This window comes from Streptomyces virginiae, from assembly GCF_041432505.1.
Classification (GTDB): domain Bacteria; phylum Actinomycetota; class Actinomycetes; order Streptomycetales; family Streptomycetaceae; genus Streptomyces; species Streptomyces virginiae_A.
The window spans coordinates 2,310,127-2,336,116 of record NZ_CP107871.1 but is presented as its reverse complement, the minus strand read 5'-3'; the positions used below and the strand labels follow the sequence as shown (position 1 = coordinate 2,336,116).

21 protein-coding genes and 2 rRNA genes are annotated in these 25,990 nt (G+C 68.7%); 14 read left to right on the top strand and 9 right to left on the bottom strand.

Features of this window, described 5'->3' with window-relative positions; translation table 11 throughout:
• Positions 1–23 precede the first annotated feature (23 nt).
• Positions 24–254, top strand: coding sequence for a hypothetical protein (locus OG624_RS10940; RefSeq protein WP_033220563.1), 231 nt, complete (start codon positions 24–26; stop codon positions 252–254).
• Positions 255–314: 60 nt separating this feature from the next.
• Positions 315–836 (top strand): SixA phosphatase family protein, encoded by a 522-nt coding sequence (locus OG624_RS10935; protein ID WP_030012236.1) that lies wholly within the window; start codon positions 315–317, stop codon positions 834–836.
• Between the two features lie 121 nt (positions 837–957).
• Here OG624_RS10935 and serB read toward each other — a convergent pair whose 3' ends face one another.
• Together serB and OG624_RS10925 are read right to left on the bottom strand one after the other, a co-directional pair.
• Entirely contained in the window at positions 958–2,157 is a 1,200-nt protein-coding gene (gene serB / locus OG624_RS10930; protein WP_033220560.1) for a phosphoserine phosphatase SerB, read from the bottom strand.
• A gap of 101 nt (positions 2,158–2,258) precedes the next feature.
• On the bottom strand, positions 2,259–3,863 hold the full coding sequence (locus OG624_RS10925; protein ID WP_371639369.1) for a streptophobe family protein: 1,605 nt from the start codon (positions 3,861–3,863) through the stop codon (positions 2,259–2,261).
• Between the two features lie 232 nt (positions 3,864–4,095).
• Between OG624_RS10925 and OG624_RS10920 the strand changes: the two genes are divergently transcribed.
• The gene (locus OG624_RS10920) at positions 4,096–6,627 is read left to right on the top strand and encodes an FHA domain-containing protein (protein WP_442759680.1); all 2,532 of its coding nucleotides are present in this window, start codon (positions 4,096–4,098) and stop codon (positions 6,625–6,627) included.
• A gap of 116 nt (positions 6,628–6,743) precedes the next feature.
• Here the strand turns inward: OG624_RS10920 and OG624_RS10915 are convergent, their stop codons facing one another.
• The 3 genes from OG624_RS10915 to OG624_RS10905 all read right to left on the bottom strand — a co-directional run bounded on the left by OG624_RS10915 (position 6,744) and on the right by OG624_RS10905 (position 9,646).
• Positions 6,744–7,424 (bottom strand): transglycosylase SLT domain-containing protein, encoded by a 681-nt coding sequence (locus OG624_RS10915; RefSeq protein ID WP_033220554.1) that lies wholly within the window; start codon positions 7,422–7,424, stop codon positions 6,744–6,746.
• Between the two features lie 282 nt (positions 7,425–7,706).
• Positions 7,707–8,858, bottom strand: coding sequence for an S-adenosylmethionine:tRNA ribosyltransferase-isomerase (locus OG624_RS10910; protein ID WP_371639366.1), 1,152 nt, complete (start codon positions 8,856–8,858; stop codon positions 7,707–7,709).
• Entirely contained in the window at positions 8,855–9,646 is a 792-nt protein-coding gene (locus OG624_RS10905; protein ID WP_161288071.1) for an SDR family NAD(P)-dependent oxidoreductase, read from the bottom strand. Before OG624_RS10905 ends, OG624_RS10910 begins: the two co-directional genes overlap by 4 nt.
• 157 nt (positions 9,647–9,803) lie before the next feature.
• Here OG624_RS10905 and OG624_RS10900 point away from each other — a divergent pair, with 157 nt between their 5' ends.
• The 4 genes from OG624_RS10900 to OG624_RS10885 all read left to right on the top strand — a co-directional run bounded on the left by OG624_RS10900 (position 9,804) and on the right by OG624_RS10885 (position 13,211).
• A complete protein-coding gene (locus OG624_RS10900) occupies positions 9,804–10,967 on the top strand; it encodes a GAF domain-containing sensor histidine kinase (protein ID WP_033220552.1) in 1,164 nt (387 codons plus the stop codon).
• On the top strand, positions 10,960–11,631 hold the full coding sequence (locus tag OG624_RS10895; RefSeq protein WP_371587546.1) for a response regulator: 672 nt from the start codon (positions 10,960–10,962) through the stop codon (positions 11,629–11,631). The genes OG624_RS10900 and OG624_RS10895 overlap by 8 nt, the downstream gene beginning before the upstream one ends.
• Positions 11,632–11,780: 149 nt before the next feature.
• On the top strand, positions 11,781–12,026 hold the full coding sequence (locus OG624_RS10890; RefSeq protein WP_033220739.1) for a chaplin: 246 nt from the start codon (positions 11,781–11,783) through the stop codon (positions 12,024–12,026).
• Between the two features lie 168 nt (positions 12,027–12,194).
• Complete coding sequence (locus tag OG624_RS10885) at positions 12,195–13,211, top strand: YVTN family beta-propeller repeat protein (protein WP_371587545.1); 1,017 nt, start codon at positions 12,195–12,197, stop codon at positions 13,209–13,211.
• Between the two features lie 209 nt (positions 13,212–13,420).
• Here OG624_RS10885 and OG624_RS10880 read toward each other — a convergent pair whose 3' ends face one another.
• Positions 13,421–14,203, bottom strand: a complete 783-nt coding sequence (locus tag OG624_RS10880; RefSeq protein WP_051763280.1) for a hypothetical protein — start codon at positions 14,201–14,203, stop codon at positions 13,421–13,423.
• 138 nt (positions 14,204–14,341) lie between these two features.
• Between OG624_RS10880 and OG624_RS10875 the strand changes: the two genes are divergently transcribed.
• The 4 genes from OG624_RS10875 (at position 14,342) to OG624_RS10860 (ending at position 17,558) form a co-directional block, all read left to right on the top strand.
• Positions 14,342–15,136: an ABC transporter ATP-binding protein gene (locus OG624_RS10875; protein WP_030720092.1), complete on the top strand. Its 795-nt coding sequence runs from the start codon at positions 14,342–14,344 to the stop codon at positions 15,134–15,136.
• Between the two features lie 61 nt (positions 15,137–15,197).
• Positions 15,198–15,626, top strand: a complete 429-nt coding sequence (locus OG624_RS10870; protein ID WP_030720090.1) for an NfeD family protein — start codon at positions 15,198–15,200, stop codon at positions 15,624–15,626.
• Between the two features lie 84 nt (positions 15,627–15,710).
• Positions 15,711–16,697, top strand: a complete 987-nt coding sequence (locus tag OG624_RS10865; protein ID WP_033220549.1) for an SPFH domain-containing protein — start codon at positions 15,711–15,713, stop codon at positions 16,695–16,697.
• 90 nt (positions 16,698–16,787) lie between these two features.
• Positions 16,788–17,558: a sulfite exporter TauE/SafE family protein gene (locus OG624_RS10860; protein ID WP_371639365.1), complete on the top strand. Its 771-nt coding sequence runs from the start codon at positions 16,788–16,790 to the stop codon at positions 17,556–17,558.
• A 59-nt stretch (positions 17,559–17,617) separates the two neighbouring features.
• On the opposite strand, the gene OG624_RS10855 is transcribed toward OG624_RS10860, so the two are convergent.
• The 3 genes from OG624_RS10855 to OG624_RS10845 all read right to left on the bottom strand — a co-directional run bounded on the left by OG624_RS10855 (position 17,618) and on the right by OG624_RS10845 (position 19,651).
• Complete coding sequence (locus tag OG624_RS10855) at positions 17,618–18,121, bottom strand: HNH endonuclease (protein WP_030720083.1); 504 nt, start codon at positions 18,119–18,121, stop codon at positions 17,618–17,620.
• Positions 18,122–18,270: 149 nt separating this feature from the next.
• Positions 18,271–18,807 (bottom strand): YbhB/YbcL family Raf kinase inhibitor-like protein, encoded by a 537-nt coding sequence (locus OG624_RS10850; protein ID WP_161290115.1) that lies wholly within the window; start codon positions 18,805–18,807, stop codon positions 18,271–18,273.
• Between the two features lie 61 nt (positions 18,808–18,868).
• Positions 18,869–19,651 (bottom strand): sporulation protein, encoded by a 783-nt coding sequence (locus OG624_RS10845; protein WP_030720076.1) that lies wholly within the window; start codon positions 19,649–19,651, stop codon positions 18,869–18,871.
• Between the two features lie 108 nt (positions 19,652–19,759).
• On the opposite strand from OG624_RS10845, the gene OG624_RS10840 reads away from it, so the two are divergent.
• The 3 genes from OG624_RS10840 (at position 19,760) to OG624_RS10830 (ending at position 25,889) form a co-directional block, all read left to right on the top strand.
• Positions 19,760–20,401, top strand: a complete 642-nt coding sequence (locus OG624_RS10840; protein WP_033220543.1) for a DNA-3-methyladenine glycosylase — start codon at positions 19,760–19,762, stop codon at positions 20,399–20,401.
• Between the two features lie 558 nt (positions 20,402–20,959).
• Positions 20,960–22,484: ribosomal RNA gene (locus OG624_RS10835) — 16S ribosomal RNA — on the top strand.
• Between the two features lie 282 nt (positions 22,485–22,766).
• A 23S ribosomal RNA gene (locus OG624_RS10830) occupies positions 22,767–25,889 on the top strand.
• Together the 16S and 23S rRNA genes form the textbook arrangement of a ribosomal RNA operon.
• Positions 25,890–25,990 lie beyond the last annotated feature (101 nt).

The following is a 25,990-nucleotide window of genomic DNA, read 5'->3' as shown; positions in this document are numbered from 1 at the left end:
GGTCCACACCCACGGAGGCGGCCATGTCGGCCCCCACGCACCTCAGGCCCCTCCCGCCGGGCCCGTCCCGCTCCCGGGCCCGAGCCACCACCGCCGTCGGCACCCGACTGCACTGGTGGGCACTGGCCCTGCCCGCCCTCGCCTTCGGGCTCCTGCTGCTGCTCCTCGCCGGCTCCGGTGAGGCCCACGCGGCCACCGGTGAGGCCTCGGGCCTGGTCCAGGTCGCCGAGCAGCTCCTGCGCGCCGTCGGCTGACCTCCCGCGCTCCCTCAACAGCCTGCACCCCGTGGCTCGTTTCATGCGAAGCTGGGAGTCATGAGCGCCGACACACCCCGCAGGATCGCCCTCCTCCGGCACGCCAAGGCCGATTGGCCCGAGGTGTCCGACCACGATCGCCCGCTCGCGGAACGAGGCCGCAAGGACGCGCCGGCCGTCGGTCTGAAGCTCGCCGAAACCGGCATCGTCTTCGACCTGGCCCTGTGCTCCACCGCCGCCCGCACCCGCGAGACCTGGAAGCTCGCCGTCCAGGAGATGCCGCACCGGCCGAAGACCCACTACGAGGAGAGGCTCTACGACGCCTCGCTGGGCGAGCTCATCGCCCTGCTCAACGAGACCTCGGACGAGGTCTCCGACCTCCTCGTCATCGGGCACAACCCCGGCATGCACGCCCTCGCCGACGCCCTCTCGGGGCGCGCGGAGGGAGAAACCCTGACGCGTATGACCCGTACGGGTTTCCCGACCGCGGCCCTCGCGGTGGTCTCCTTCACCGGATCGTGGAAGTCCGTGGAGCACGGAGTGGGCACACTGCTCGACTACTGGACCCCCAAGGGCCTCTGACCGGCCGTCCCGGTACACCGCCCGCCCCCAGACATCGGCGGGCCCTGACATCGGCGGCCCCGGACGACGACGGGCCCCGGCAACCGCATCGGCTGCCGGGGCCCGTTCGCGCGCTTCGGGGTCAGGCCAGGTCGGCGGCCTCGATCTCCTCGCGGGTGATCCCGAGCAGGTACAGCACCGCGTCGAGGAAGGGCACGTTCACCGCCGTGTGCGCGGCCTCGCGGACCACCGGCTTGGCGTTGAAGGCCACGCCCAGCCCGGCCGCGTTCAGCATGTCCAGGTCGTTGGCGCCGTCGCCGATCGCCACCGTCTGCGACAGCGGTACGTCGGCCTCCGCGGCGAAACGTCGCAGCAGCCGGGCCTTGCCCGCCCGGTCCACGATCTCGCCGGTGACCTTGCCCGTCAGCTTCCCGTCGACGATCTCCAGGGTGTTGGCGGAGGCGAAGTCCAGACCCAGCCGCTCCCGCAGATCGTCCGTCACCTGCGTGAAGCCGCCCGAGACCACACCCACCTGATAGCCGAGCCGCTTGAGCGTACGGATCAGGGTCCGCGCGCCCGGGGTCAGCTGCACCTCGGCGCGGACCTTGTCCACGACCGACGCGTCCAGGCCCGCGAGCAGCGCCACCCGGGCGTGCAGCGACTGCTCGAAGTCCAGCTCACCGCGCATGGCCCGCTCGGTGACCTCGGCGACCTCTGCCTCGCACCCGGCGTGCGCGGCGAACAGCTCGATGACCTCGTCCTGGATGAGGGTCGAGTCCACGTCCATGACGACCAGGCGCTGCGCCCGGCGGTGCAATCCGGCCGAGACCACGGCCACGTCCACGCCGATGTGCGCGGAGGCGGTGGCCAGCGCGGTGCGCAGCGGCTCGGTCTCGACACCGGAGACGGCGAACTCCACCGCCGTCACCGGATACTTGGCGAGGCGGAAGATACGGTCGATGTTGCCGCCGGTCTCGGTGATCCGGGACGCGATGGCGGCCGTGGACTCGGCGGTGAGCGGGTGCCCGAGCACGGTGACGTGCGAGCGGCCGCTGCCGCGCGGCCTGTTGTCACCGGTACCGGAGAGGATCTCGGCCTGCATCTTGAGGGATTCGGCCCAGCTGTGGACGGTGGCCCGCAGGTCGCCCTCGGCTCCGCCGGTGGGCTTGGTGACGAGGGCGCACAGGACGATGCGGCCACGGGTGACGACCTGCTCGATGTCGACGACGTCGACGGAGTAGGCGGCGAGGGTGTCGAACAGCCCGGCGGTGATCCCGGGACGGTCCTTGCCGAAGATCTTGACGAGGAGGGTGGGGACGTCGGAGGTCTGCGATGCGCTCATGGTGCCCTCACCGTATCTTCCCGGCCCGGCCCCCAGGACCCCCGTCCCACGTCTTGAACGATCACGCGTCGATCGGCCGGCGCGGCGGCCGCCGGCCCGCCTCACCGCGGGGGCGCCGGTGGTTTCGGTGGGGGCGGGGCTCCCGGCGGCGGAGGGGGAGTGAAGGGCTCCCGGCGTGGCGGCCTCGGTGGCCTCGACGGCCTGGGCGACCAGGGCGGTACGCCGGTCACGGTCACGTCCCAGGAACCGTCCACCTCCCCGCCCGATCCGGGCCACGGGCCGCGCGCGGGCCCGCCGTACGGTCCGGGCCCGCCGTACGGTCCGGGCCCGCCGTACGGTCCGGCCCCGGGGTACGCGGCCGTCGGCGCCTGGGGATCCGGCCACCCCGGCGCGGGCCCCGGCGCGCCGCCCCGGCCCGACAGGGCCGCCCGCCGTCGGCGGGTCAGCAGCGCACCCGCCGCGCCGGCCACCGCTCCCCAGAGCGTGCCCAGCAGCAGCGCGTACGCGACGTCCCCCCGCAGCTCCACCCCCGCGTCCACCGCTTCCACACCCGGCACCGGCACCGGCACCGCGAGCGAGGCGCCCGCCGAGAACCCCGTCAGCCACACCAGCACCGCCAAGGCCACCCCGGTGCCGGCCGACAGCCGCGCCGCGCACCCCAGGACCCCGCGCCCCGGTGTCCGTACGGCCGCCGCCACGCCCGCGTGGAGCAGCAGCAGGGCCGCCCCCGCGACCAGCAGCCAGACCCGCCCGTCGTACTCCGCCAGGCGGGCCACCGTCACCGGATCCCGCCCCGGGACCGCCACCAGATCGTCCAGCGGATCGGGCAGCAGCCGGGCCGGAGCCCCCGTGACCCGGCCGCGTACCGGCACGCCCAGTCCCAGCAGCACCCCCAGCCAGCTCCCGTTCGGCGCCCCCAGCAGCGCCCCGCCCAGCACCCGACGGGGATGGTCGTCGGCCGCCGCCGCCCACACCGCCGCGGCCCAGCCCGCCGCCACCGCGACCAGTGGCATCGCCACCACCGCCGAGACCACCGGACGCAATCGGGCCGCCGCGGCCGGCCCGCGCCGCGAGACCAGCAGCGCGAGCGCCAGTACGGCGAGCACCCAGAGCCCCGCGCCCAGCAGGGTCGGCCCGAGCTCCACCGAGAACCCCACCCGGGTCCGGGTCCCGATCAGGTCCCCGACGCGGTCCGGGAGCAGCCCGCCGATGTCGCCGATCCCCGGGATCTCGACCTTCGCGGGCGTCCGTGGCAGCGGCGGCGTCCCGTCGAGCGTGACCACGTCGTGCCCGACCCACGCCAGTCCGCCCGCCGTCGCGACGAACAGCACCGCGAGGACCACCACCCGGGCCGCCGTCTCGCCGTGGCCCGCGCCGGCCCGCAGCGAACGAAGGAACAGCGGGGCCAGGACCAGCGCTCCGGCCAGCGACACCCCCAAAGGCATCACGTCCAGGGAGGTTTCGGCGCCCGTCCCGATGACTCCGAGGACCGAGACGTCACCGGAGGGGGTCACGGTTCCACCGATCGCGAGGACCACCGCGGCGGCCGTCATCGCACCGAGCGAACCCTCCGCGGCACCGGCGCCCGCGGCGTCGACGCCCAGCAGGTGCAGCCCGAGTCCGGCCACCGCGGCCATCACGATCAGGGACCAGCCCACGGCGGCGACGGAGGACAGCAGCACGTCCCCCCAACGGATGCGGCGCATACGGTGAACCCCCGATGCCTACCGAGCGGTACGCGACGGGACCACCGGGCGAGAAGTCCCGTATCTCACTCTCCGGGTGACTTTCGACCCCGTCAACGGGCAGTCGTAGACGCCCCGGCAAGGCCCGGATTCCACATACGGCTGTAGGCCTGAAATAGTTCCCCCGGATGTTCGCCATCCCTAGACTCCCTGACGTCATGGGGGATTCTCGGGGGACTTAAGTGGGGCTGGAGTGCCGGAACTCGTACTGGAATTGAATGGAAGGACCTGGACGCTCGATCCGTCCAGGTCGTACTCGCTGGGGCGTGATCCCCAGGGAGACGTGGTGATCGACGATGCCAGGGTGTCGTGGCGGCATGCCACCATCGCCTGGAACGGCCGGGGTTGGGGCATCGAGGACCACGGCAGCACCAACGGCACCTACGTGCACGGGGCCAGGGTCCAGCAGACCGAGCTCGTGCCCGGCACGCCGGTCCACCTGGGCAACGCGACGGACGGCCCGCGGCTGAATCTGAGCACCGTCGGCGCCGCGGCGCCGCAGCCGGCCGTGGCACAGCAGGCCCCGGCCCAGGCGTACGCCCAGCCGCAGGCACCGGCCTACCAGGCCCCGCAGCAGCAGCCCCAGCACCAGGCCTGGGAACAGCAGCAGCACGCGCAGCAGCAGCCTCAGCAGCCGCAGGTCAACCTCCCGCACCAGCAGGGCGCCGCCGCTCCCCACCTGGCGCAGGGCGGGGCCCCGGCCTACGGGGACCGCAGCCCGACGACGTTCCACCAGCTCTCGCTGGGCCACGTCATGCGGATCGGCCGTGCGCTGGAGAACGAGCTGGTGGTCTCCGACCTCCAGGTCTCCCGCCACCACGCCGAGTTCCGCTCGATGCCCGGCGGCCGCTTCGAGATCCACGACCTCGGCAGCCACAACGGCACCTACGTCAACGGTCAGCCGCTGGCGAAGTCCGGCACCGCGCTGCTCGGCCCGAACGACATCGTCGGCGTCGGTCACTCGACGTTCCGGATCGTCGGCGACCGCCTCGAGGAGTTCGTCGACACCGGCGAGGTCTCCTTCTCGGCCCGCCACCTCACGGTCACGGTCGACGGCGGCAAGCAGATCCTCAAGGACGTCACCTTCGGCGTCCCGGAGAAGTCGCTGATCGGCGTCATCGGACCCTCGGGCTCCGGCAAGTCCACCCTGCTCAAGGCGCTGACCGGCTACCGGCCCGCCGACCAGGGCGACGTCCTCTACGACAACCGCAACCTGTACAAGCAGTTCGCGGAGCTCCGCCAGCGCATCGGCCTGGTCCCGCAGGACGACATCCTGCACAAGGAGCTGCGCGTCCGCACGGCCCTGAAGTACGCGGCCAAGCTGCGCTTCCCCGGCGACACCGCCGAGTCCGAGCGCGCCGCCCGTATCGACGAGGTGCTGCGCGAGCTCAAGCTCGACATCCACAAGGACAAGAAGATCACCGCGCTCTCGGGTGGTCAGCGCAAGCGCGTGTCCGTCGCCCTGGAGCTGCTGACCAAGCCGTCGCTGATCTTCCTGGACGAGCCGACCTCGGGCCTCGACCCGGGCATGGACCGCGACGTCATGCAGCTGCTGCGCGGCCTCGCCGACGACGGCCGCACGGTCCTCGTCGTCACCCACTCGGTCGCCGAGCTGGCGATCTGCGACAAGCTGCTGGTCATGGCCCCGGGCGGGTCGGTCGCGTACTTCGGTCCGCCGGACGAGGCGCTGAACTTCTTCGGCTACACCACGTGGGCGGACGTCTTCTCGGCCTTCGAGAACTACCGCGACTACGACTGGGCCGGCCGCTGGAAGGGCTCCCAGCACTACCAGCTCTACGCCGCCGACATCGACGCGGTCGCCCCGCAGTCCGTGGCGATGCCTCCGGCCCAGCACATGCGCCCGACCAAGCCGCAGGGCTGGGGCTCGCAGCTGTGGACGCTGATGCGCCGCTACACCTCGGTGATCGCGTCGGACGTGGGCTTCCTGGCCCTGATGGTGCTCCTGCCCGCCGTCCTCGGCGTGGTCTCCACGGTGATCCCCGCGAAGTTCGGCCTCGCGCCGCCGGTCGCGCCGGCCCGTTTCAACGGTGACGCCGGCACGATCATGCTGATCCTCGCGGTCGGCATGTGCTTCTCCGGCGCCGCCAACTCGGTCCGTGAGTTGATCAAGGAACGGGTCATCTACGAGCGAGAACGCGCGACGGGTCTGTACCGGTCCGCGTACCTGATGTCGAAGGTGATCGTCCTCGGCGTCATCACGGCCATCCAGGGCGTGATCATCTGCGCGATCGGCTTCTTCCCGCGCGACCTGCCCGCCGAGGGTCTGCTCATGCCGCCGGCCGTCGAGATCTGCCTGTCGGTCATCGCGCTCGGCTTCACGTCGATGATGTTCGGCCTGGTGATCTCCTCGCTGGTGAAGACCGCCGAGAAGACCATGCCGCTGCTGGTCATGTTCGCGATCGTCCAGGTCGTCTTCACCGGCATCCTCTTCCAGGTCTACGACTCCCCGGGCCTGGAGCAGTTCGCCTGGCTGATGCCGTCCCGCTGGGCCATCGCCGCCGCCGGCACCACGCTGAACCTCGGCAAGCTCATGCCGCCGTGGGACGCGGAGAACCCGACCAACACCGACCCGCTCTGGGACGCCACGGTCGGGCAGTGGAGCCTGAACATCACCATCCTGCTGCTCATCGGGGTCGCCTGCGGCTTCGCGGTGCAGCGCCTGCTGCGCCGCCACGAGCCCGAGGTCATGCGCGCGGGCAAGTAGCGGGCCAGTAGACGCGGGCGGGACGACCCGCGCGCACGCACGACAAACGCCTCAGGGCGGCATCCGGAGGTCCGGGTGCCGCCCTGAGGCGCATGGGGCTTCGGGTACGTCAGGGCCTAGTAGGCGCTGTTGACGTTGTCCATGGAGCCGTAGCGGTCGGCCGCGTAGTTGCAGGCGGCGACGATGTTGGCGACCGGGTCGTACTGGTCGAACTTGGTGCCCTTGACGTGGTACGCCTTGAAGGTCGGGTAGATGACCTGGAGCAGACCCTTGCTGGGGATGCCGTTCTGGGCGTTGATGTCCCAGTTGTTGATCGCCATCGGGTTACCGCTGGACTCGCGCATGACGTTCTTGTGGATCCCGGCGTAGGTGCCCGGAATGCCCTCCTTCTTCATGATGAAGAGGGCTTCCTTGATCCAACCGTCGAGGTTGTTCGCGAAGACCGGGGTGCGGGCGGCGGAGCGGCTGGCGGCAGCCTTCTGCTCGCGGGCCTTCTTCGCGGCGGCCTCGGCCTTGGCCTTGGCGTCGGCGTCGGCCTTGATCTTGGCCGCGGCCTTGGCGTTCGCCTGGGAGATGACCTGCTGTGCGGAGAGGTGGCCCTGCAGCGTCTTCGTCTGCGCGCCGTTGACGGCCTGGGTCCAGGCGACGGGGGCAGCGTTGATCGTCTGCGCCTCGGCGGCGTCGGCCGGTGCGAGGGAGAAGGCGACGGCGGCGGCGCTCAGCGTGGCGACACCGGCGATGGACAGCTTGTGTGCCTTCGTCAGACGACTGTGACCGGGGGTGCGGGAAGCAGACATGGCGGGGCAACCTCTTCGAATAGCGGGAGTCGCAGGAAGGCGCTTTGTGGATCCGGGGATCCGCGGTGCTGTGCGACGGGAGCAATTCTTAGCGGCGGCAAAATCCTGTGGCAAAGGTGTGACGTACGATCCCGCTTAGTGGATCACGCGCGGGCGCCGAGGCCCGATTTCAGGCCTCGGCGCTAGGTGGGACAGCACTGACAGGGTCTTTATTCGTCCACTAGGTAGCTTCGTAAGTGATGTGGGTCCTATGTGCGGGGTCACATCGGGCGGGGAGCCGTTTTACCGTGCGTTGCTGCCGCAATGCATATGGTCACCAATCTCATCCTTGAGTAGCAGATGGACGTCCCCGAACTCGTGCCACAGGCAGAGACGGGCCCGTGCCTCGGCATACCCGAGCCGTACCGCGGTCCGCCCCGCGACCGCCTCCAGCATCAGCAGATGGGAGGCCTCGGGCTCGTGCAGCCCGGTCAGCAGCCCGTCCACCACCCGCACCCCGCGCTCCGGGGTCACCACCAGATCGGTCCACCCGGCGGCCGGGCGCACCCGCCCCCGCGCGTCCGCCGCCGACTCCAGGGCCCGTACCGCCGTGGTCCCCACCGCGATGACCCTCCCGCCGGCGGCCCGCGCGGCGTTCACCAGCCCCGCCGTCGTGGCGGACACCTCGTACCGCTCCGGGTACGGCGGCTCGTGCGCCTCCTGCGAAGCCACCCCCGTGTGCAGGACCAGCGGGGCGAACTGCACCCCCCGGCTCACCAGCCGCGCCACCAGCTCCGCCGTGAAGGGCCGGCCCGCGCTCGGCATCTCCGCCGAGCCCGACCCGTCGGCGGCCGGCACCGCGAACACCGTCTGATAGGCCGAGAGCGGCTGGTCCCGCTCCGTGTACGCGTACCGGATCGGCCGCCCGTACGCCCGCAGCAGCGCCGGCACCCCGTCCGCCGCGGGGGAGGGGCGCGCCCACCACAGCCGGTCCGCGCCCGCGGCGAGGGGCTCCTCCAGGGTCAGGCGGTACCCGCCCGGCAGTTCCAGCACCGCCCCGGCCGGCCCCCCGGGGCGCCGCCGGGTCGTCCCGTCGCCGGCCGGGGCGCGCAGCTCCACCGCCCAGCGGCCTCCCCCGGACTTCGTCCGGGGGTGCCCCCTGTCGCCGCGGGTCGAGAAGTGCACCACCAGGTCCTCGCCGCCCAGCCGGGCGTCCACGGCGGCCGCCAGTGTGGCCGAGGTGTTCACCACCAGTACGTCCCCGGCCCGCAGCAGCCCCGGCAGCTCCCGGAAGGCGTGCAGCGACACCGGCTCGCAGCCCTGGGACACCAGCAGTCGTACGGCGTCCCGCCCGAGCCCGGGCCCCCGCTGTTCGACCGGAATCCGGGCAGACAATTGTGGCGGTATGTCCGTTATATATAGGGCTTCCTCCCGCAGGGCCCGTCGGCCGCTCACCGCCCGGCCCCCGCGCCCGCCTCCGGACCCGCCCCGAAGCCCACCTCCAGGCCCGCCCCCGAGCCGGCTTCCGGACCTCCCGCCGGGCTCGGCTCCGCCGTCAGCTCAGGCGCCGTGTACCGCCCGCTCGGCAGCGCCCGCTCCACCAGCCGCAGCAGCACCGGAGCCACCTCCTCCGGCGTCGGCAGCCCCGTCAGGTCCTCACCCGGCTCCGCCGCCGCCATCATCCGCGTCCGCATCGACCCCGGATCGGCCCACCACACCCGCAGCCCCGGCTCCTCCACCGCCAGCACGGCCGACATCAGGTCCCCCGCCGCCTTGGTCGCCCCGTACGCCCCCCACGTCGCGTACGCCACCACCGCCGCGTCCGAGCTGATGTTCAGCACCGCCCCGGCCCGCGCCGCCCGCAACAGCGGCAGTCCCTCCTGGATCAGCCCCAGCGGCCCCACCACATTGACCTCGAAGGCCTCCCTCAGCCCGTCCGGCGCATGCTCCGCCAGCGGCACCAACGGCTCGCCGCCGAGCACCCCCGCGTTGTTCACCAGCAGGTCCAGCCCGCCCAGCTCCCGCGCCGCCGCCACCAGCGCCGCCCGGTGCGCCGCCGAGGTCACGTCCCCGGCCACCGCCACCACCCGGCCCCCGGAAGCCCGCGCCGCCCCGGCCGCGGCCTCCTCCAGCGCCGCCGCACCCCGGGCGCTCAGCACCAGGTCCCAGCCCCGCGCCGCCAGCTCCCCGGCCAGTGCCCGGCCGAGCCCCCTGGACGCCCCCGTCACGATCGCCACCGACATGACAGCACCCTCGCCTTCCGTCCCGATCAGCAGATGCCCCCAACCTAGGAACGGCCCACCCCCCACCGCGTCGGCCACGAGCCCCACCCCCGCAGGTCCCTTCGACCTACGTCCACGGCCCGATCCCGCAGGTCACGGCCGCGGGTACGGTGACCCCATGACCGGTAGCCCCCCGCACGGCGGGCCCCCCAGCGGCCTGGCCGCCGTGAGCACCGCGCTGCTCGCCATGAGCCGCCGCCTGGAGGTCCGTGACGTCCTGCGCACGATCGTCGTCTCCGCCCGCGAACTCCTTGACGCCGAGTACGCGGCCCTGGGCGTCCCGGACGACCACGGCGGCTTCGCCCAGTTCGTCGTGGACGGCATCAGCCCCGAGCAGTGGCGCCGCATCGGCCCGCTGCCCCGCCAGCACGGCATCCTCGCCGCGATGCTCCACGAGGGCGGCCCCGAGCGCCTGGCCGACGTACGCAAGGACCCGCGCTTCGAGGGCTGGCCGGCCGCCCACCCGGAGATGTCCGACTTCCTCGGCATGCCCGTACGCGACGGCGAGGAGACCCTCGGAGCCCTCTTCCTCGCGAACAAGCGCGGCGGGTCCCAGGACGGCCGCCAAGGCTTCACCGACGAGGACCAGGAACTCCTCTCCCTCCTCGCCCAGCACGCGGCCATCGCGCTCACCAACGCCCATCTCTACGAGCGCAGCCGCGAGCTCACCATCGCCGAGGAGCGCTCCCGGCTCGCCCACGAGCTGCACGACGCCGTCAGCCAGAAGCTCTTCTCGCTCCGCCTCACCGCCCAGGCCGCCGCCGCCCTCGTCGACCGCGACCCGGCCCGCGCCAAGGACGAGCTCCAGCAGGTGGCCACCCTGGCCGCGGAGGCCGCCGACGAACTGCGCGCCGCCGTGACCGAGCTGCGCCCGGCCGCCCTGGACGAGGACGGGCTGGTCGCCACCCTCCGCACGCACGTCCACGTACTCGACCGCGCCCACACCGCGCACGTCACCTTCACCTGCGAGGGCGTACGGGCCCTGCCCGCGACCCAGGAGGAAGCCCTGCTCCGCGTCGCCCAGGAAGCCCTGCACAACGCCCTGCGCCACTCGGCCGGCGACCGCGTCGAGGTCACCTTGGCCCGGACGCCCGCCGGGGGAGCGGTCCTCACGGTCCTCGACACCGGCAAGGGCTTCGACCCCCAGGCGGTCCGCCGGGCGGGCCGTCATCTGGGCCTGGTCTCCATGCGCGACCGCGCGAGCGGCGTCGGCGGCCGGCTCACCGTGCACTCGGAGCCCGGACGGGGCACCACGATCGAGATGGAGGTCCCCGGTGGCTGACGGCACCGGCCGCGGCGGCGGCAGCGGCAGCGGCATTCGGGTACTGCTGGTCGACGACCACCAGGTGGTCCGGCGGGGCCTGCGCACCTTCCTGGAGGTCCAGGAGGACATCGAGGTGGTCGGCGAGGCCTCCGACGGCGAGGAGGGCATCGCCCGCGCCGAGGAGCTGGGGCCCGACGTGATCCTGATGGACATCAAGATGCCCGGCACCGACGGCATCGAGGCGCTGCGCAGGCTGCGCGAGCTGGCGAACCCGGCCCGGGTGCTGATCGTCACCAGCTTCACGGAGCAGCGGACCGTGGTCCCCGCCCTACGGGCCGGCGCGGCGGGCTACGTCTACAAGGACATCGATCCCGAAGCGCTGGCCGGAGCCATCCGCTCGGTCCACGCGGGTCACGTACTCCTCCAGCCGGAGGTGGCCCTGGCGCTCCTCTCCCAGGAGGACCAAGGCGCCCCGGCGGGCCGGCCCGGCTCGCTGACCGACCGCGAACGCGAGGTCCTGGGCCTGATCGCCGACGGGCGCTCCAACCGCGAGATCGCCCGCGCGCTGGTCCTGTCCGAGAAGACGGTCAAGACCCACGTCTCGAACATCCTGATGAAGTTGGACCTTTCCGATCGCACCCAGGCCGCGTTGTGGGCGGTCAGGCACGGAATCGCGGAGTGATCGGAGCTGAATCGGACCGTCTCGTTCCGGTCTGAGATTCATACGGTCGGGTGTATGTAGCCCACATGGCGTATCCGGATCGCGGGCCGGGCGTTCTCCAAGGCGTGTCGCGACGGCTGGTCGCGGCAGACGCACTGGAGGACGAGAACGTGAAGAACTTCAAGAAGGCCGCAGCCGTCACCATGATCGCGGGCAGCCTCCTCGCCGCCGGCGCCGGTGTCTCCTCGGCGCACGGCGGTGCGTCGGCGGAGGGTGAGGCCCTGAACTCGCCCGGCGTGGCCTCCGGGAACCAGGTCCAGGTCCCCGTGCACATCCCCGTGAACGTGGTCGGCAACACGGTCAACGTGATCGGCCTGCTCAACGGCGCCTTCGGCAACACCGGCGTCAACGCCTGACGCCCCGCACGGCCTGACCCCGCCCGCGGCGCCGCTTCCTCCCTCTCCCCAGGAAGCGGCGCCGTTGCGGTGTCTCCGCACCCGGTCACGGGGCAGACGGGGGGCCGTCGCCCCACCCGACCGCGAGCCTCACCCCCCGGCACCGCCCGCGGTCCTAGCTTTGCCCGCATGACGAGGAACCGGTACATCGGCCGATGCGCCGCCGTCGCCCTCGCCGCGACGGTGGGCCTGACGGGACTGCCGGACCCGCTCGGGGCGCAGGCGGCAGCGCCCTCGGGGAAGCCCGCCCACACCGCCTCCGGCCTCGTCTACGTGGCGAACCTCCACTCCGACACGGTCTCGGTCGTCGACACCCGCACCGGCACCGTCGTGGACACCGTTCCCGTGGGGGACGGGCCCGACAGCGTGGCCCTCAGCCCCGACGGCGCCCGCCTCTATGTCACCGATTCCGTGGCGGACACCGTGTCCGTGGTCGACACCCGAACCAGGACGGTCGTCGAAACCGTCGCGGTCGGGCACGAACCGAGCAGGGTGACGGTCTCCCCGGACAACAAGAACGTCTACGTGGCCAACGTCGGCGCGGGCACCGTGTCGGTGATCAGCCCCCGCACCCTCGCCGTCACGGACACCATCGCCGTGGGCGACGCGCCCCTGGGCCTCGCCGTGACACCGGACGCGCGCACGCTGTACGTCGCCTCCGCCGGCTCCGACAGCGTCTCGGTGATCCGCACCGACACCGGCACGGTCACCGCCACGATCCCCGTCGGCGGCGGACCCACCGCCCTCGCCCTCACCCCCGACGGTCATCACCTCTACGTGTCCAACCTGAGCTCGGACGACGTATCGGTGGTCGACACCCGGGCCCGCAGGGAGACGGACCGCATCCGGGTCGGGGACCGGCCCGCGGGCATCGGAGTCCTGCCGGACGGCCGCCGCGTCTACGTCGCCGACCTCGGGTCGGACGACGTCTCGGTGATCAGCACCCGCAGCCGCACCGTCACGGAAACCGTCGCCGTGGGCGACGGGCCCAACGGCCTCGCCGTCGGCCCGGACGGCTGCAGCGTCCACGTCAGCAACTTCGACTCGGACTCGTTGTCGGTGATCGACACCAGAACGGGCAGGACGGTCACCATCCCGGTGGGCGACGGCCCGACCGGCGTCGCAACGCAACAAACCCGGCACTGACCCGAGGCACGCCCGCCCAGCCCCAACGGTGTGGTGGCGCGCCCACCCAGCCCCTTCGACGCCGAGGCGCGCCCACTCCAGCCTCGCCGGCGTTTGAGGCGCGGGGTGTGGGGCGGAGCCCCACGAAGCCCGGCGCAGCCGGGGCCGCCCGCGCAGCGGCGCCGCACCCACGCCCCCGGCCCGGCCCGGCCCGCCCCCGGCCAGGAAGGTCACCCCCGCTCGCGCGCCTCGACGGCCGAGTTGTAGGCCGCCACCAGCGCCCGCCGAGCGACCCGCTCGACCGGCCGCAGCGCCTCCGCCCGCGCCGCCATCTCGGAGGCGGCCACCGCACCCCCGTGCCCGTTCTCGTACGCCAGCGACACCATCAGGTCCACCCGCTGCGCCAGCGCCAGCACCCGCACCGCCCGCGCCGGATATCCCGGCGCCAGGGCCTCCCGCCCGGCCTCCGCCCGCGCCCGGTACGCCGACAGCGCGGCCTCCGCGACCGGCCCCGACCCCGCCACGTCCAGCCGGGTCAGCACCTCGGTCGCCTCGCGCAGCGCCTCCGCCAGCTCCCGCTCCGCCTCGCTCAGCGAGGGCACGTCCGCCGGCGGGGCCTCCCGTACCGGCAGCACGTGCCAGGTCACCGACACGTGCACGTCCCCGGCCGGCCCGACCTCCGACACCTCCGGCACCAGACCCAGCGCCGCCCCCACGGCGACGACCGCCTCCTCCGCCTCCAGGGCGCGCGCGTTGAACTCCGGCGGCCCGCTCAGCCCCAACGGATGCCCCGGCGCCGGCAGCGCCACCCGCAGCCCTGTCACCCCCAGCGCGCGCAGCCGGCCGAGCGCCAGGGTGAGCCCGACCGGGCCGCTCTCGCCCGGCAGCCCCTCCACCCGGTGCACGGCGTCCTCGCCCACGATCGACAACACGGCCTCGTCGGGCGAGACCAGACCGGCCAGCAGCGCGTTCCCCCAGGCGCCCAAGCGCCCTGAACGTGGTTCGAAAAGCATCCCCCTACTTTACGGATCGGCCCCGGCACCGGGCCCCGGCCCCGGAGCCCGCTCCGAGTGGCGTAGGTTTTCCCCTGGGGCTGCGTCTACCGGCGCACAGAGAGCCGAACCGTGACTGCAAGGGGTGACAACACGCTCATGAGCGATGTTCTGGAGCTGGTGGACGTATCCGTGGTCCGCGAGGGCCGGGCTCTGGTGGACCAGGTCTCCTGGTCGGTGAAGGAGGGGGAGCGCTGGGTGATCCTCGGCCCCAACGGCGCCGGCAAGACCACTCTGCTGAACCTCGCCTCCAGCTACCTCTTCCCCACCAAGGGCAGCGCCACCATCCTCGGCAGCACCCTCGGCAAGGTGGACGTCTTCGAGCTGCGCCCCCGCATCGGTGTCGCCGGCATCGCGATGGCCGACAAGCTGCCCAAGCGGCAGACCGTCCTGCAGACCGTCCTCACCGCCGCCTACGGCATGACGGCGACCTGGCAGGAGGAGTACGAGGACGTCGACGAGCAGCGCGCCCGCGCCTTCCTCGACCGCCTCGGCATGACCGAGTACCTCGACCGTAAGTTCGGCACCCTCTCCGAGGGCGAGCGCAAGCGCACGCTGATCGCCCGCGCCCTGATGACCGACCCCGAGCTGCTGCTCCTCGACGAGCCCGCCGCCGGTCTGGACCTCGGCGGCCGCGAGGACCTCGTACGCCGCCTCGGCCGCCTCGCCCGCGACCCGCTCGCCCCGTCGATGGTCATGGTCACGCACCACGTCGAGGAGATCGCCCCCGGCTTCACCCACGTCCTGATGATCCGTCAGGGCAAGGTCGTCACCGCGGGTCCGATCGACCTCGAACTGACCTCCCGCAACCTCTCCCTCTGCTTCGGCCTCCCGCTGGTCGTCGAGCGCAACGGGACCGATCGCTGGACCGCCCAGGGACTTCCCCTCGGCTGAACCCCCTTACGGGTTCCCCGCACCCTGTCCCGACCGCGCCCACCCGACCTACCATGACCATGTGGACATCGACGCGTGGGTGTGGTGGCTCATCGGCGCGGTCGGACTGGGCATCCCCCTCGTCCTGACCGCCATGCCGGAGTTCGGCATGTTCGCAGTCGGCGCGGTCGCGGCCGCCGTCACGGCTGCCCTCGGCGGAGAAGTGGTCGCCCAGGTCCTGGTCTTCGTCATCGTGTCGGTCGCGCTCATCGCCGTCGTACGGCCCATCGCCAACCGCCACCGCGACCAGCGCCCCCAACACCGCAGCGGCATCGACGCGTTGCGGGGCAGATCTGCGGTCGTCCTGGAACGGGTCGACGGCAGCGGCGGCCGTATCAAGCTCGCCGGCGAGGTCTGGTCCGCGCGCACCCTCGACGCGGACACCAGCTTCGAACCCGGCCAGTCCGTCGACGTGGTGGAGATCGACGGGGCGACCGCCGTCGTCATGTGACAACCAGCCTGCTCGCGGCCCCAAGGTCTGCGAGACTCCGATCAACGGGGCAGCACAGACAGCCGGAAGGGCACGGGGAACCGCATGCAACCGATCATCATCGTCCTGATCATTCTGGTGGTTCTGGTCTTCATCGCACTGGTCAAGACGATCCAGGTGATCCCGCAGGCCAGCGCCGCCATCGTCGAGCGGTTCGGCCGCTACACCCGCACCCTCAACGCGGGCCTCAACATCGTCGTCCCGTTCATCGACTCCATCCGCAACCGGATCGACCTCCGTGAACAGGTCGTCCCGTTCCCGCCGCAGCCCGTCATCACCCAGGACAACCTGGTCGTCAACATCGACACCGTCATCTACTACCAGGTGACCGACGCGCGGGCCGCGACCTACGAAGTGGCCAGCTACATCCAGGCCATCGAGCAGCTCACCGTCACCACGCTCCGCAACATCATCGGTGGCATGGACCTGGAGCGGACCCTCACCTCCCGCGAGGAGATCAACGCGGCGCTGCGCGGCGTCCTCGACGAGGCCACCGGCAAGTGGGGCATCCGCGTCAACCGCGTCGAGCTCAAGGCCATCGAGCCGCCGACCTCCATCCAGGACTCGATGGAGAAGCAGATGCGCGCCGACCGCGACAAGCGCGCCGCGATCCTCCAGGCCGAAGGTGTCCGACAGTCCGAGATCCTGCGCGCCGAGGGTGAGAAGCAGTCCTCCATCCTGCGCGCCGAAGGTGACGCCAAGGCCGCCGCCCTGCGCGCCGAGGGCGAGGCCCAGGCCATCCGCACGGTCTTCGAGTCCATCCACGCCGGCGACGCCGACCAGAAGCTCCTCGCCTACCAGTACCTCCAGATGCTCCCGAAGATCGCCGAAGGCGATGCCAACAAGCTCTGGATCGTGCCGAGCGAGATCGGCGACGCCCTCAAGGGCCTCTCCGGTGCCATGGGCAACTTCGGCCCGATGGGCGGCGGTTCGGGCTTCAACCCGCAGAACGCCGGCAAGGACGGCGGGGGCATCCCGGCCGCTCGGGACAAGGACGCCGCGGAACGCCGCGAACAGCCCCCCATCGACTGACCGGCCATCCCTTTCCTGCATGATCGGTGAGGCCCCTCGACCTTCATGGCGGGGAGGCGACTCACTCATGCAAAGGGGATGGCACCGTCCATGTCCATCTGGGAATCACTCGCTGTCTTCGCCGCCGGCATCGGCGCGGGCACGATCAACACCATCGTCGGCTCCGGCACCCTGATCACCTTCCCGGTGCTGCTCGCCACCGGCCTCCCGCCGGTCACCGCCAACGTGTCCAACACCCTCGGCCTGGTACCCGGGTCGATCAGCGGAGCCATCGGCTACCGCAAGGAGCTCCAAGGCCAGCGCGCCCGCATCCTGCGGCTCGGTTCCGTGTCCCTCGTCGGCGGACTCGCGGGCGCGATCCTGCTCCTCACCCTGCCGTCCGAGTCCTTCGACACGATCGTGCCCGTCCTGATCGCACTGGCCCTGGTCCTCGTCGTCCTGCAACCCCGGCTCGCCGCCGCGCTGCGCCGACGCCAGGAAGCCGCCGGAGGCGACACCGGCCACCCCGACGGTGGACCGGCCCTGCTCGGCGGCATGCTGCTCTCCAGCGCCTACGGCGGCTACTTCGGTGCCGCCCAGGGCGTGCTCTACCTCGGCCTGATGGGCCTGCTGCTCCGCGAGGACCTGCAACGCATCAACGCCGTCAAGAACGTCATCGCCGCTCTGGTGAACGGCATCGCGGCCGTCGTCTTCCTCTTCGTCGCCGAGTTCGACTGGACGGCCGTCGTCCTCATCGCCATCGGATCCACGATCGGCGGCCAGATCGGCGCCAAGGTCGGCCGCCGCCTCTCGCCGACCGTCCTGCGCGCGGTCATCGTGACGGTCGGCATCCTCGCCATCGTCCAACTGCTCGTCGGCTGAGCGACGTAGAAGAACTACGCCGCCCAGCGCGTGCGGCTACATCAACACGGGGGACCCGCCTAGGCGGAACGCTCCAGCCACTCCGGGAGCGCCTCCTGCCCGGCCACCCCCAGAGCCAGCAGCATCGCCTCCGCCGGCGACGGCACGAACGGCCTCCGGAGGAGCGGCATCCCCGCCTCCTCCGGAGTCCGGGCCGCCTTGCGGTGGTTGTCCTCGGCGCAGGAAGCCACCGTGTTCAGCCAGGTGTCCCCACCCCCCTGGGCCCGCGGCAGTACGTGGTCCACGGTCGTCGCGCGCTTCCCGCAGTACGCGCAACGGTGCTGGTCCCGGACCAACACCCCCCTCCGCGACCAGGGAGCATGTCTTCGGAAGGGCACCCGGACGTACCGGCAGAGCCTGATCACCCGGGGCATCGGAAGATCCATGGTGGCCGCGCGCACACGCAGCTCGGGGTGCGACTGTTCGACGACGGCCTTGTCCTGGAGCACCAGAACCACGGCCCGGTTCAGAGTCACTGTCGACAGCGGCTCGAAGCTCGCATTCAGCACCAGCGTGTCCCGCATCTCGCCCACCTCCCGTGTGCAGGCCCGCGACCACCCTGGCGGCAGGGCCCGGAACCACTCTGGCCGCGCGCGCCACGCGGGACAACGCAATAAAAATGCCCGGTCCTGGCCTTCTTTAGACCAGGACCGGGCAAACGCTCGGGGAACGATCAGCGCGCGGGGGGCGCTTCGTACTCGGCGACGAGCTGCGCCCGCCCGAGGGCGTGGAACCGCAGATGGAAGCCGACGACGGCCGGCGACGAGTCCGCGTCGGGGCCGAGCTGCTCCTGGTCCACCGCGTACACGGTGAACACGTAGCGGTGCCGCTCCCCGCGCGGCGGGGCCGCACCACCGAAGTCCCTCGTGCCGTAGTCGTTCCGCGCGTGCACGGCACCCTCCGGCAGCCCCGCGAAGTCCCCGGTGCCCGCCCCCGCCGGCAGCTCCGTCACCGAGACGGGCAGGTCGAAGAGGACCCAGTGCCAGAACCCGCTGCCCGTGGGGGCGTCCGGGTCGAAGCAGGTCACGGCGAAGCTCTTCGTGCCCTCGGGGGCCCCCTCCCACCGCAGGTGCGGCGAGACGTTCTTCCCCGTCAGGATCTGAGCCGCGTGCAGATCTGCTCCGTGGGCGACGTCCTCGCTCGTCACCGTGAAGGACGCCACCTCCGGGTGGAAGTCGTGGGGAAGAGGCGCCCTGCTCTGCTCTGACACTGCTGAACCTCCGAAAAAGCGGGATACCGGACCGCGTCCGCGATCGGACGCGCTTGCGAGCCTAGAACCAGTTGCGCTTCGAACCGACGCCGGCGATCCACTGGTTCAGGTACGCCGCCCAGTCCGTGTCCTGGTACGACTGCAGCCCCACCTGGAAGCAGCGGTAGGTGTCGCTGCCCTCGGTGAACAGACCGGGCTTCTTGTCCATCTCCAGCACGACGTCCATCTCGCGACCGTCGGAGATGAAGGTGAGCTCGACCTGGTGCAGCCCGCGGTACTGCGACGGAGGCAGGAACTCGATCTCCTGGTAGAAGGGCAGCGACTGGCGCGTCCCACGGATGTGACCGCGCTCCATGTCCGCGCTGCGGAAGGTGAAGCCGAGCTGCCGGAAGGCATCGAGGATCGCCTGCTGCGCCGGCACCGGGTGCACGTTGATCGCGTCGAGGTCACCCGCGTCCACCGCGCGAGCGATCTCCAGCTCGGTGCTGACACCGATGTTCATCCCGTGCAGGTGCTGACCCCCGAAGTGGGTGATCGGCGTCTCCCAGGGGATCTCCAACCCGAACGGCACCACGTGCAGCGCGCCGGGCTGCACCTTGAAGGCGCCACCCAGACGCTGCTTGGTGAAGACGATGTCCTGCTTGTACTCCTGGTCCCCGCCCTCGACCTCGACCCGCGCCTGCAGTCCGACGGACAGCCCCTCGATCTGCTGCTCCACGGATCCACCCTGGATCCGGACCTCGCCCTGGACGATTCCGCCCGGCACGACGTTCGGCTCGGTGATGATCGTGTCGACCGAAGCACCACCGGCGCCCAGGCTCGCGAACAGCTTCTTGAAGCCCATGCTCTAACTCCCCTTGAAGGATCTGGCGACTACGCCGCGACTACCCCGTATCAACGCGGAACCTTAGGCCCCGGTTCCAGGAGGACGCGTTCCACTACGCTCGACCGGATGAGCGCGCGCCCTGACCGTACGCCCCTGCCCAGGTCCTTCTTCGACCGCCCGGTCCTCACCGTGGCCCCGGACCTCCTCGGCCGCACCCTCGTCCGCCGCACCACGGACGGGCCCCTCGAACTGCGCATCACGGAGGTGGAGGCCTACGAGGGGGAGAGCGATCCCGGCTCCCACGCCTACCGGGGCCGCACCGCACGCAACGCCTCCATGTTCGGTCCACCCGGACACGCGTACGTCTACTTCATCTACGGCATGTGGTTCAGCCTCAACCTGGTGTGCGGCCCCCCGGGCCACGCGAGCGGGGTGCTGCTGCGCGCGGGTGAGGTCACGGTGGGCGCCGACCTGGCCGCCAAACGTCGAGTTTCGGCCAGAAGCCCGAGAGAACTGGCCAAAGGCCCGGCCCGGCTGGCCACGGCCCTGGACGTGGACCGCTCCCTCGACGGCACCGACCTCTGCGCGGGCCCCGATTCCCCCTTGTTCCTCCTCACGGGCACCCCGACCTCGGCGGACCTGGTGAGCAGTGGCCCGCGCACGGGAGTGGGCGGAGCCGGCGCGACCCACCCGTACCGCTTCTGGCTCACCGACGACCCGACGGTGAGCCCGTACCGCGCCCACGCACCACGCCGCCGCTCAACTTGACTCGGCCCTTCCGGACGCCTAACGTAGCCCGAGCCGCTTGAACGGGGCACTGCCATCAGCAGCCCCCGGAGCGGCCAACCCACTACCTACGACTTACCCCTGGCGGGGTTCTATTCGGCATGCCCGAATTCCTGGCCAGTGGCTCGATTATGAGCCGCAAGGGATAAGCGCTAAAGTGGTGGAACGCCGAAAGGCAAAGACCCCCAACGGTCACCGAATTCAAATCCACCGCCGGAAACGGCGCGGAAATGATCTGGTAGAGTTGGAAACGCAAGAACAGAACGAAAGCCCGGAGGAAAGCCCCAGCGGATGTCGCGGGGGTGAGTACAAAGGAAGCGTCCGTTCCTTGAGAACTCAACAGCGTGCCAAAAATCAACGCCAGAAGTTGATACCCCGTCCACTTCGGTGGATGAGGTTCCTTTGAAAAAGACCTGTCGGGCTTCACTTGTGAAGCACTGGCAGGCGACAAAACACAGCGAGGACGTTGTGGCGCGTCGGTCTTATTCCGACATGATGCGCCCGCTCTAAGTGATGTGTGCACCCGATCACGGGTAAACATTCATGGAGAGTTTGATCCTGGCTCAGGACGAACGCTGGCGGCGTGCTTAACACATGCAAGTCGAACGATGAAGCCCTTCGGGGTGGATTAGTGGCGAACGGGTGAGTAACACGTGGGCAATCTGCCCTTCACTCTGGGACAAGCCCTGGAAACGGGGTCTAATACCGGATACCACTCCTGCCTGCATGGGCGGGGGTTGAAAGCTCCGGCGGTGAAGGATGAGCCCGCGGCCTATCAGCTTGTTGGTGGGGTAATGGCCCACCAAGGCGACGACGGGTAGCCGGCCTGAGAGGGCGACCGGCCACACTGGGACTGAGACACGGCCCAGACTCCTACGGGAGGCAGCAGTGGGGAATATTGCACAATGGGCGAAAGCCTGATGCAGCGACGCCGCGTGAGGGATGACGGCCTTCGGGTTGTAAACCTCTTTCAGCAGGGAAGAAGCGAAAGTGACGGTACCTGCAGAAGAAGCGCCGGCTAACTACGTGCCAGCAGCCGCGGTAATACGTAGGGCGCAAGCGTTGTCCGGAATTATTGGGCGTAAAGAGCTCGTAGGCGGCTTGTCACGTCGGATGTGAAAGCCCGAGGCTTAACCTCGGGTCTGCATTCGATACGGGCTAGCTAGAGTGTGGTAGGGGAGATCGGAATTCCTGGTGTAGCGGTGAAATGCGCAGATATCAGGAGGAACACCGGTGGCGAAGGCGGATCTCTGGGCCATTACTGACGCTGAGGAGCGAAAGCGTGGGGAGCGAACAGGATTAGATACCCTGGTAGTCCACGCCGTAAACGTTGGGAACTAGGTGTTGGCGACATTCCACGTCGTCGGTGCCGCAGCTAACGCATTAAGTTCCCCGCCTGGGGAGTACGGCCGCAAGGCTAAAACTCAAAGGAATTGACGGGGGCCCGCACAAGCAGCGGAGCATGTGGCTTAATTCGACGCAACGCGAAGAACCTTACCAAGGCTTGACATATACCGGAAAGCATTAGAGATAGTGCCCCCCTTGTGGTCGGTATACAGGTGGTGCATGGCTGTCGTCAGCTCGTGTCGTGAGATGTTGGGTTAAGTCCCGCAACGAGCGCAACCCTTGTCCTGTGTTGCCAGCATGCCCTTCGGGGTGATGGGGACTCACAGGAGACCGCCGGGGTCAACTCGGAGGAAGGTGGGGACGACGTCAAGTCATCATGCCCCTTATGTCTTGGGCTGCACACGTGCTACAATGGCCGGTACAATGAGCTGCGATACCGTGAGGTGGAGCGAATCTCAAAAAGCCGGTCTCAGTTCGGATTGGGGTCTGCAACTCGACCCCATGAAGTTGGAGTTGCTAGTAATCGCAGATCAGCATTGCTGCGGTGAATACGTTCCCGGGCCTTGTACACACCGCCCGTCACGTCACGAAAGTCGGTAACACCCGAAGCCGGTGGCCCAACCCGTAAGGGAGGGAGCTGTCGAAGGTGGGACTGGCGATTGGGACGAAGTCGTAACAAGGTAGCCGTACCGGAAGGTGCGGCTGGATCACCTCCTTTCTAAGGAGCACAGTACCGATTGCAGACAAACGTTCTGCACGGTCAGCTCATGGGTGGAACGTTGATTAGTTGGCATCTTCGGTCTGATGGTTCTCGAGTACTGCTTCGGCGTGGAAAGAGGAGACGGACGAACGAAGATGCTTGGCACGTTGTTGGGTCCTGAAGGTACGGCCGTAAGGTCATGTCTTCAGTGCCGGCCCCAGTGAACTTGTTCTCTTCGAGAGCAGGGTGATGGGTGGCTGGTCGTTGTTTGAGAACTACACAGTGGACGCGAGCATCTGTGGCCAAGTTTTTAAGGGCGCACGGTGGATGCCTTGGCACCAGGAACCGATGAAGGACGTGAGAGGCCGCGATAGGCCCCGGGGAGCTGCCAACTGAGCTTTGATCCGGGGGTGTCCGAATGGGGAAACCCGGCAGTCGTCATGGGCTGTCACCCACTGCTGAACACATAGGCAGTGTGGAGGGAACGAGGGGAAGTGAAACATCTCAGTACCCTCAGGAAGAGAAAACAACCGTGATTCCGGGAGTAGTGGCGAGCGAAACCGGATGAGGCCAAACCGTATGCGTGTGATACCCGGCAGGGGTTGCGCATGCGGGGTTGTGGGAATTCTTTTGATCGGTCTGCCGGCCGGTCGGCGAGTCAGAAACCGTTGATGTAGTCGAAGGACATGCGAAAGGTCCGGCGTAGAGGGTAAGACCCCCGTAGACGAAACATCAGCGGCTTGCTTAAGAATCTCCCAAGTAGCACGGGGCCCGAGAAATCCCGTGTGAATCTGGCGGGACCACCCGCTAAGCCTAAATATTCCCTGGTGACCGATAGCGGATAGTACCGTGAGGGAATGGTGAAAAGTACCGCGGGAGCGGAGTGAAATAGTACCTGAAACCGTGTGCCTACAAGCCGTGGGAGCGTCGCCGTTGTTCTTCGGAACAACGGTCGTGACTGCGTGCCTTTTGAAGAATGAGCCTGCGAGTTAGCGGTGTGTAGCGAGGTTAACCCGTGTGGGGAAGCCGTAGCGAAAGCGAGTCCGAACAGGGCGATCTAGTTGCACGCTCTAGACCCGAAGCGGAGTGATCTAGCCATGGGCAGGTTGAAGCGGAGGTAAGACTTCGTGGAGGACCGAACCCACCAGGGTTGAAAACCTGGGGGATGACCTGTGGTTAGGGGTGAAAGGCCAATCAAACTCCGTGATAGCTGGTTCTCCCCGAAATGCATTTAGGTGCAGCGTCGTGTGTTTCTTGCCGGAGGTAGAGCACTGGATAGGCGATGGGCCCTACCGGGTTACTGACCTTAGCCAAACTCCGAATGCCGGTAAGTGAGAGCACGGCAGTGAGACTGTGGGGGATAAGCTCCATGGTCGAGAGGGAAACAGCCCAGAGCATCGACTAAGGCCCCTAAGCGTACGCTAAGTGGGAAAGGATGTGGAGTCGCAGAGACAACCAGGAGGTTGGCTTAGAAGCAGCCACCCTTGAAAGAGTGCGTAATAGCTCACTGGTCAAGTGATTCCGCGCCGACAATGTAGCGGGGCTCAAGCGTACCGCCGAAGTCGTGTCATTGCAGCAATAGGGCCAACGCCCGCTGTGATGGGTAGGGGAGCGTCGTGTGCCGGGTGAAGCAGCAGCGGAAGCTAGTTGTGGACGGTTCACGAGTGAGAATGCAGGCATGAGTAGCGATACACACGTGAGAAACGTGTGCGCCGATTGACTAAGGGTTCCTGGGTCAAGCTGATCTGCCCAGGGTAAGTCGGGACCTAAGGCGAGGCCGACAGGCGTAGTCGATGGACAACCGGTTGATATTCCGGTACCCGCTTTGAAACGCCCAATATCGAATCAGGCGATGCTAAGTCCGTGAAGCCGTTCCGGACCCTTCGGGGAAAGGAAAGTGGTGGAGCCGACGAACCAGACTTGTAGTAGGTAAGCGATGGGGTGACGCAGGAAGGTAGTCCAGCCCGGGCGGTGGTAGTCCCGGGGTAAGGGTGTAGGCCGAGGGGTAGGCAAATCCGTCCCTCATAAAGGCTGAGACCTGATGCCGAGCCGATTGTGGTGAAGTGGATGATCCTATGCTGTCGAGAAAAGCCTCTAGCGAGTTTCATGGCGGCCCGTACCCTAAACCGACTCAGGTGGTCAGGTAGAGAATACCGAGGCGTTCGGGTGAACTATGGTTAAGGAACTCGGCAAAATGCCCCCGTAACTTCGGGAGAAGGGGGGCCATCACTGGTGATCGGACTTGCTCCGTGAGCTGGGGGTGGCCGCAGAGACCAGCGAGAAGCGACTGTTTACTAAAAACACAGGTCCGTGCGAAGCCGTAAGGCGATGTATACGGACTGACGCCTGCCCGGTGCTGGAACGTTAAGGGGACCGGTTAGTGACCTTTCGGGGTTGCGAAGCTGAGAACTTAAGCGCCAGTAAACGGCGGTGGTAACTATAACCATCCTAAGGTAGCGAAATTCCTTGTCGGGTAAGTTCCGACCTGCACGAATGGCGTAACGACTTCTCGACTGTCTCAACCATAGGCCCGGTGAAATTGCACTACGAGTAAAGATGCTCGTTTCGCGCAGCAGGACGGAAAGACCCCGGGACCTTTACTACAGTTTGATATTGGTGTTCGGTTCGGCTTGTGTAGGATAGGTGGGAGACTTTGAAGCAGCCACGCCAGTGGTTGTGGAGTCGCCGTTGAAATACCACTCTGGTCGTGCTGGATGTCTAACCTCGGTCCGTGATCCGGATCAGGGACAGTGTCTGATGGGTAGTTTAACTGGGGCGGTTGCCTCCCAAAGGGTAACGGAGGCGCCCAAAGGTTCCCTCAGCCTGGTTGGCAATCAGGTGTTGAGTGTAAGTGCACAAGGGAGCTTGACTGTGAGACCGACGGGTCGAGCAGGGACGAAAGTCGGGACTAGTGATCCGGCGGTGGCTTGTGGAAGCGCCGTCGCTCAACGGATAAAAGGTACCCCGGGGATAACAGGCTGATCTTCCCCAAGAGTCCATATCGACGGGATGGTTTGGCACCTCGATGTCGGCTCGTCGCATCCTGGGGCTGGAGTCGGTCCCAAGGGTTGGGCTGTTCGCCCATTAAAGCGGTACGCGAGCTGGGTTTAGAACGTCGTGAGACAGTTCGGTCCCTATCCGCTGTGCGCGTAGGAATATTGAGAAGGGCTGTCCCTAGTACGAGAGGACCGGGACGGACGAACCTCTGGTGTGCCAGTTGTCCTGCCAAGGGCATGGCTGGTTGGCTACGTTCGGGAGGGATAACCGCTGAAAGCATCTAAGCGGGAAGCCTGCTTCAAGATGAGTATTCCCACCTCCTTGAGAGGGTAAGGCTCCCAGTAGACGACTGGGTTGATAGGCCAGATGTGGAAGCCCGGTAACGGGTGAAGCTGACTGGTACTAATAGGCCGAGGGCTTGTCCTCAGTTGCTCGCGTCCACTGTGTTAGTTCTGAAGCAACGAACAGTTGCTGGTTTCTAGAGCTAGAACATAACTACAAAGTGTGCTTGTTCGCTCGAAACCGAT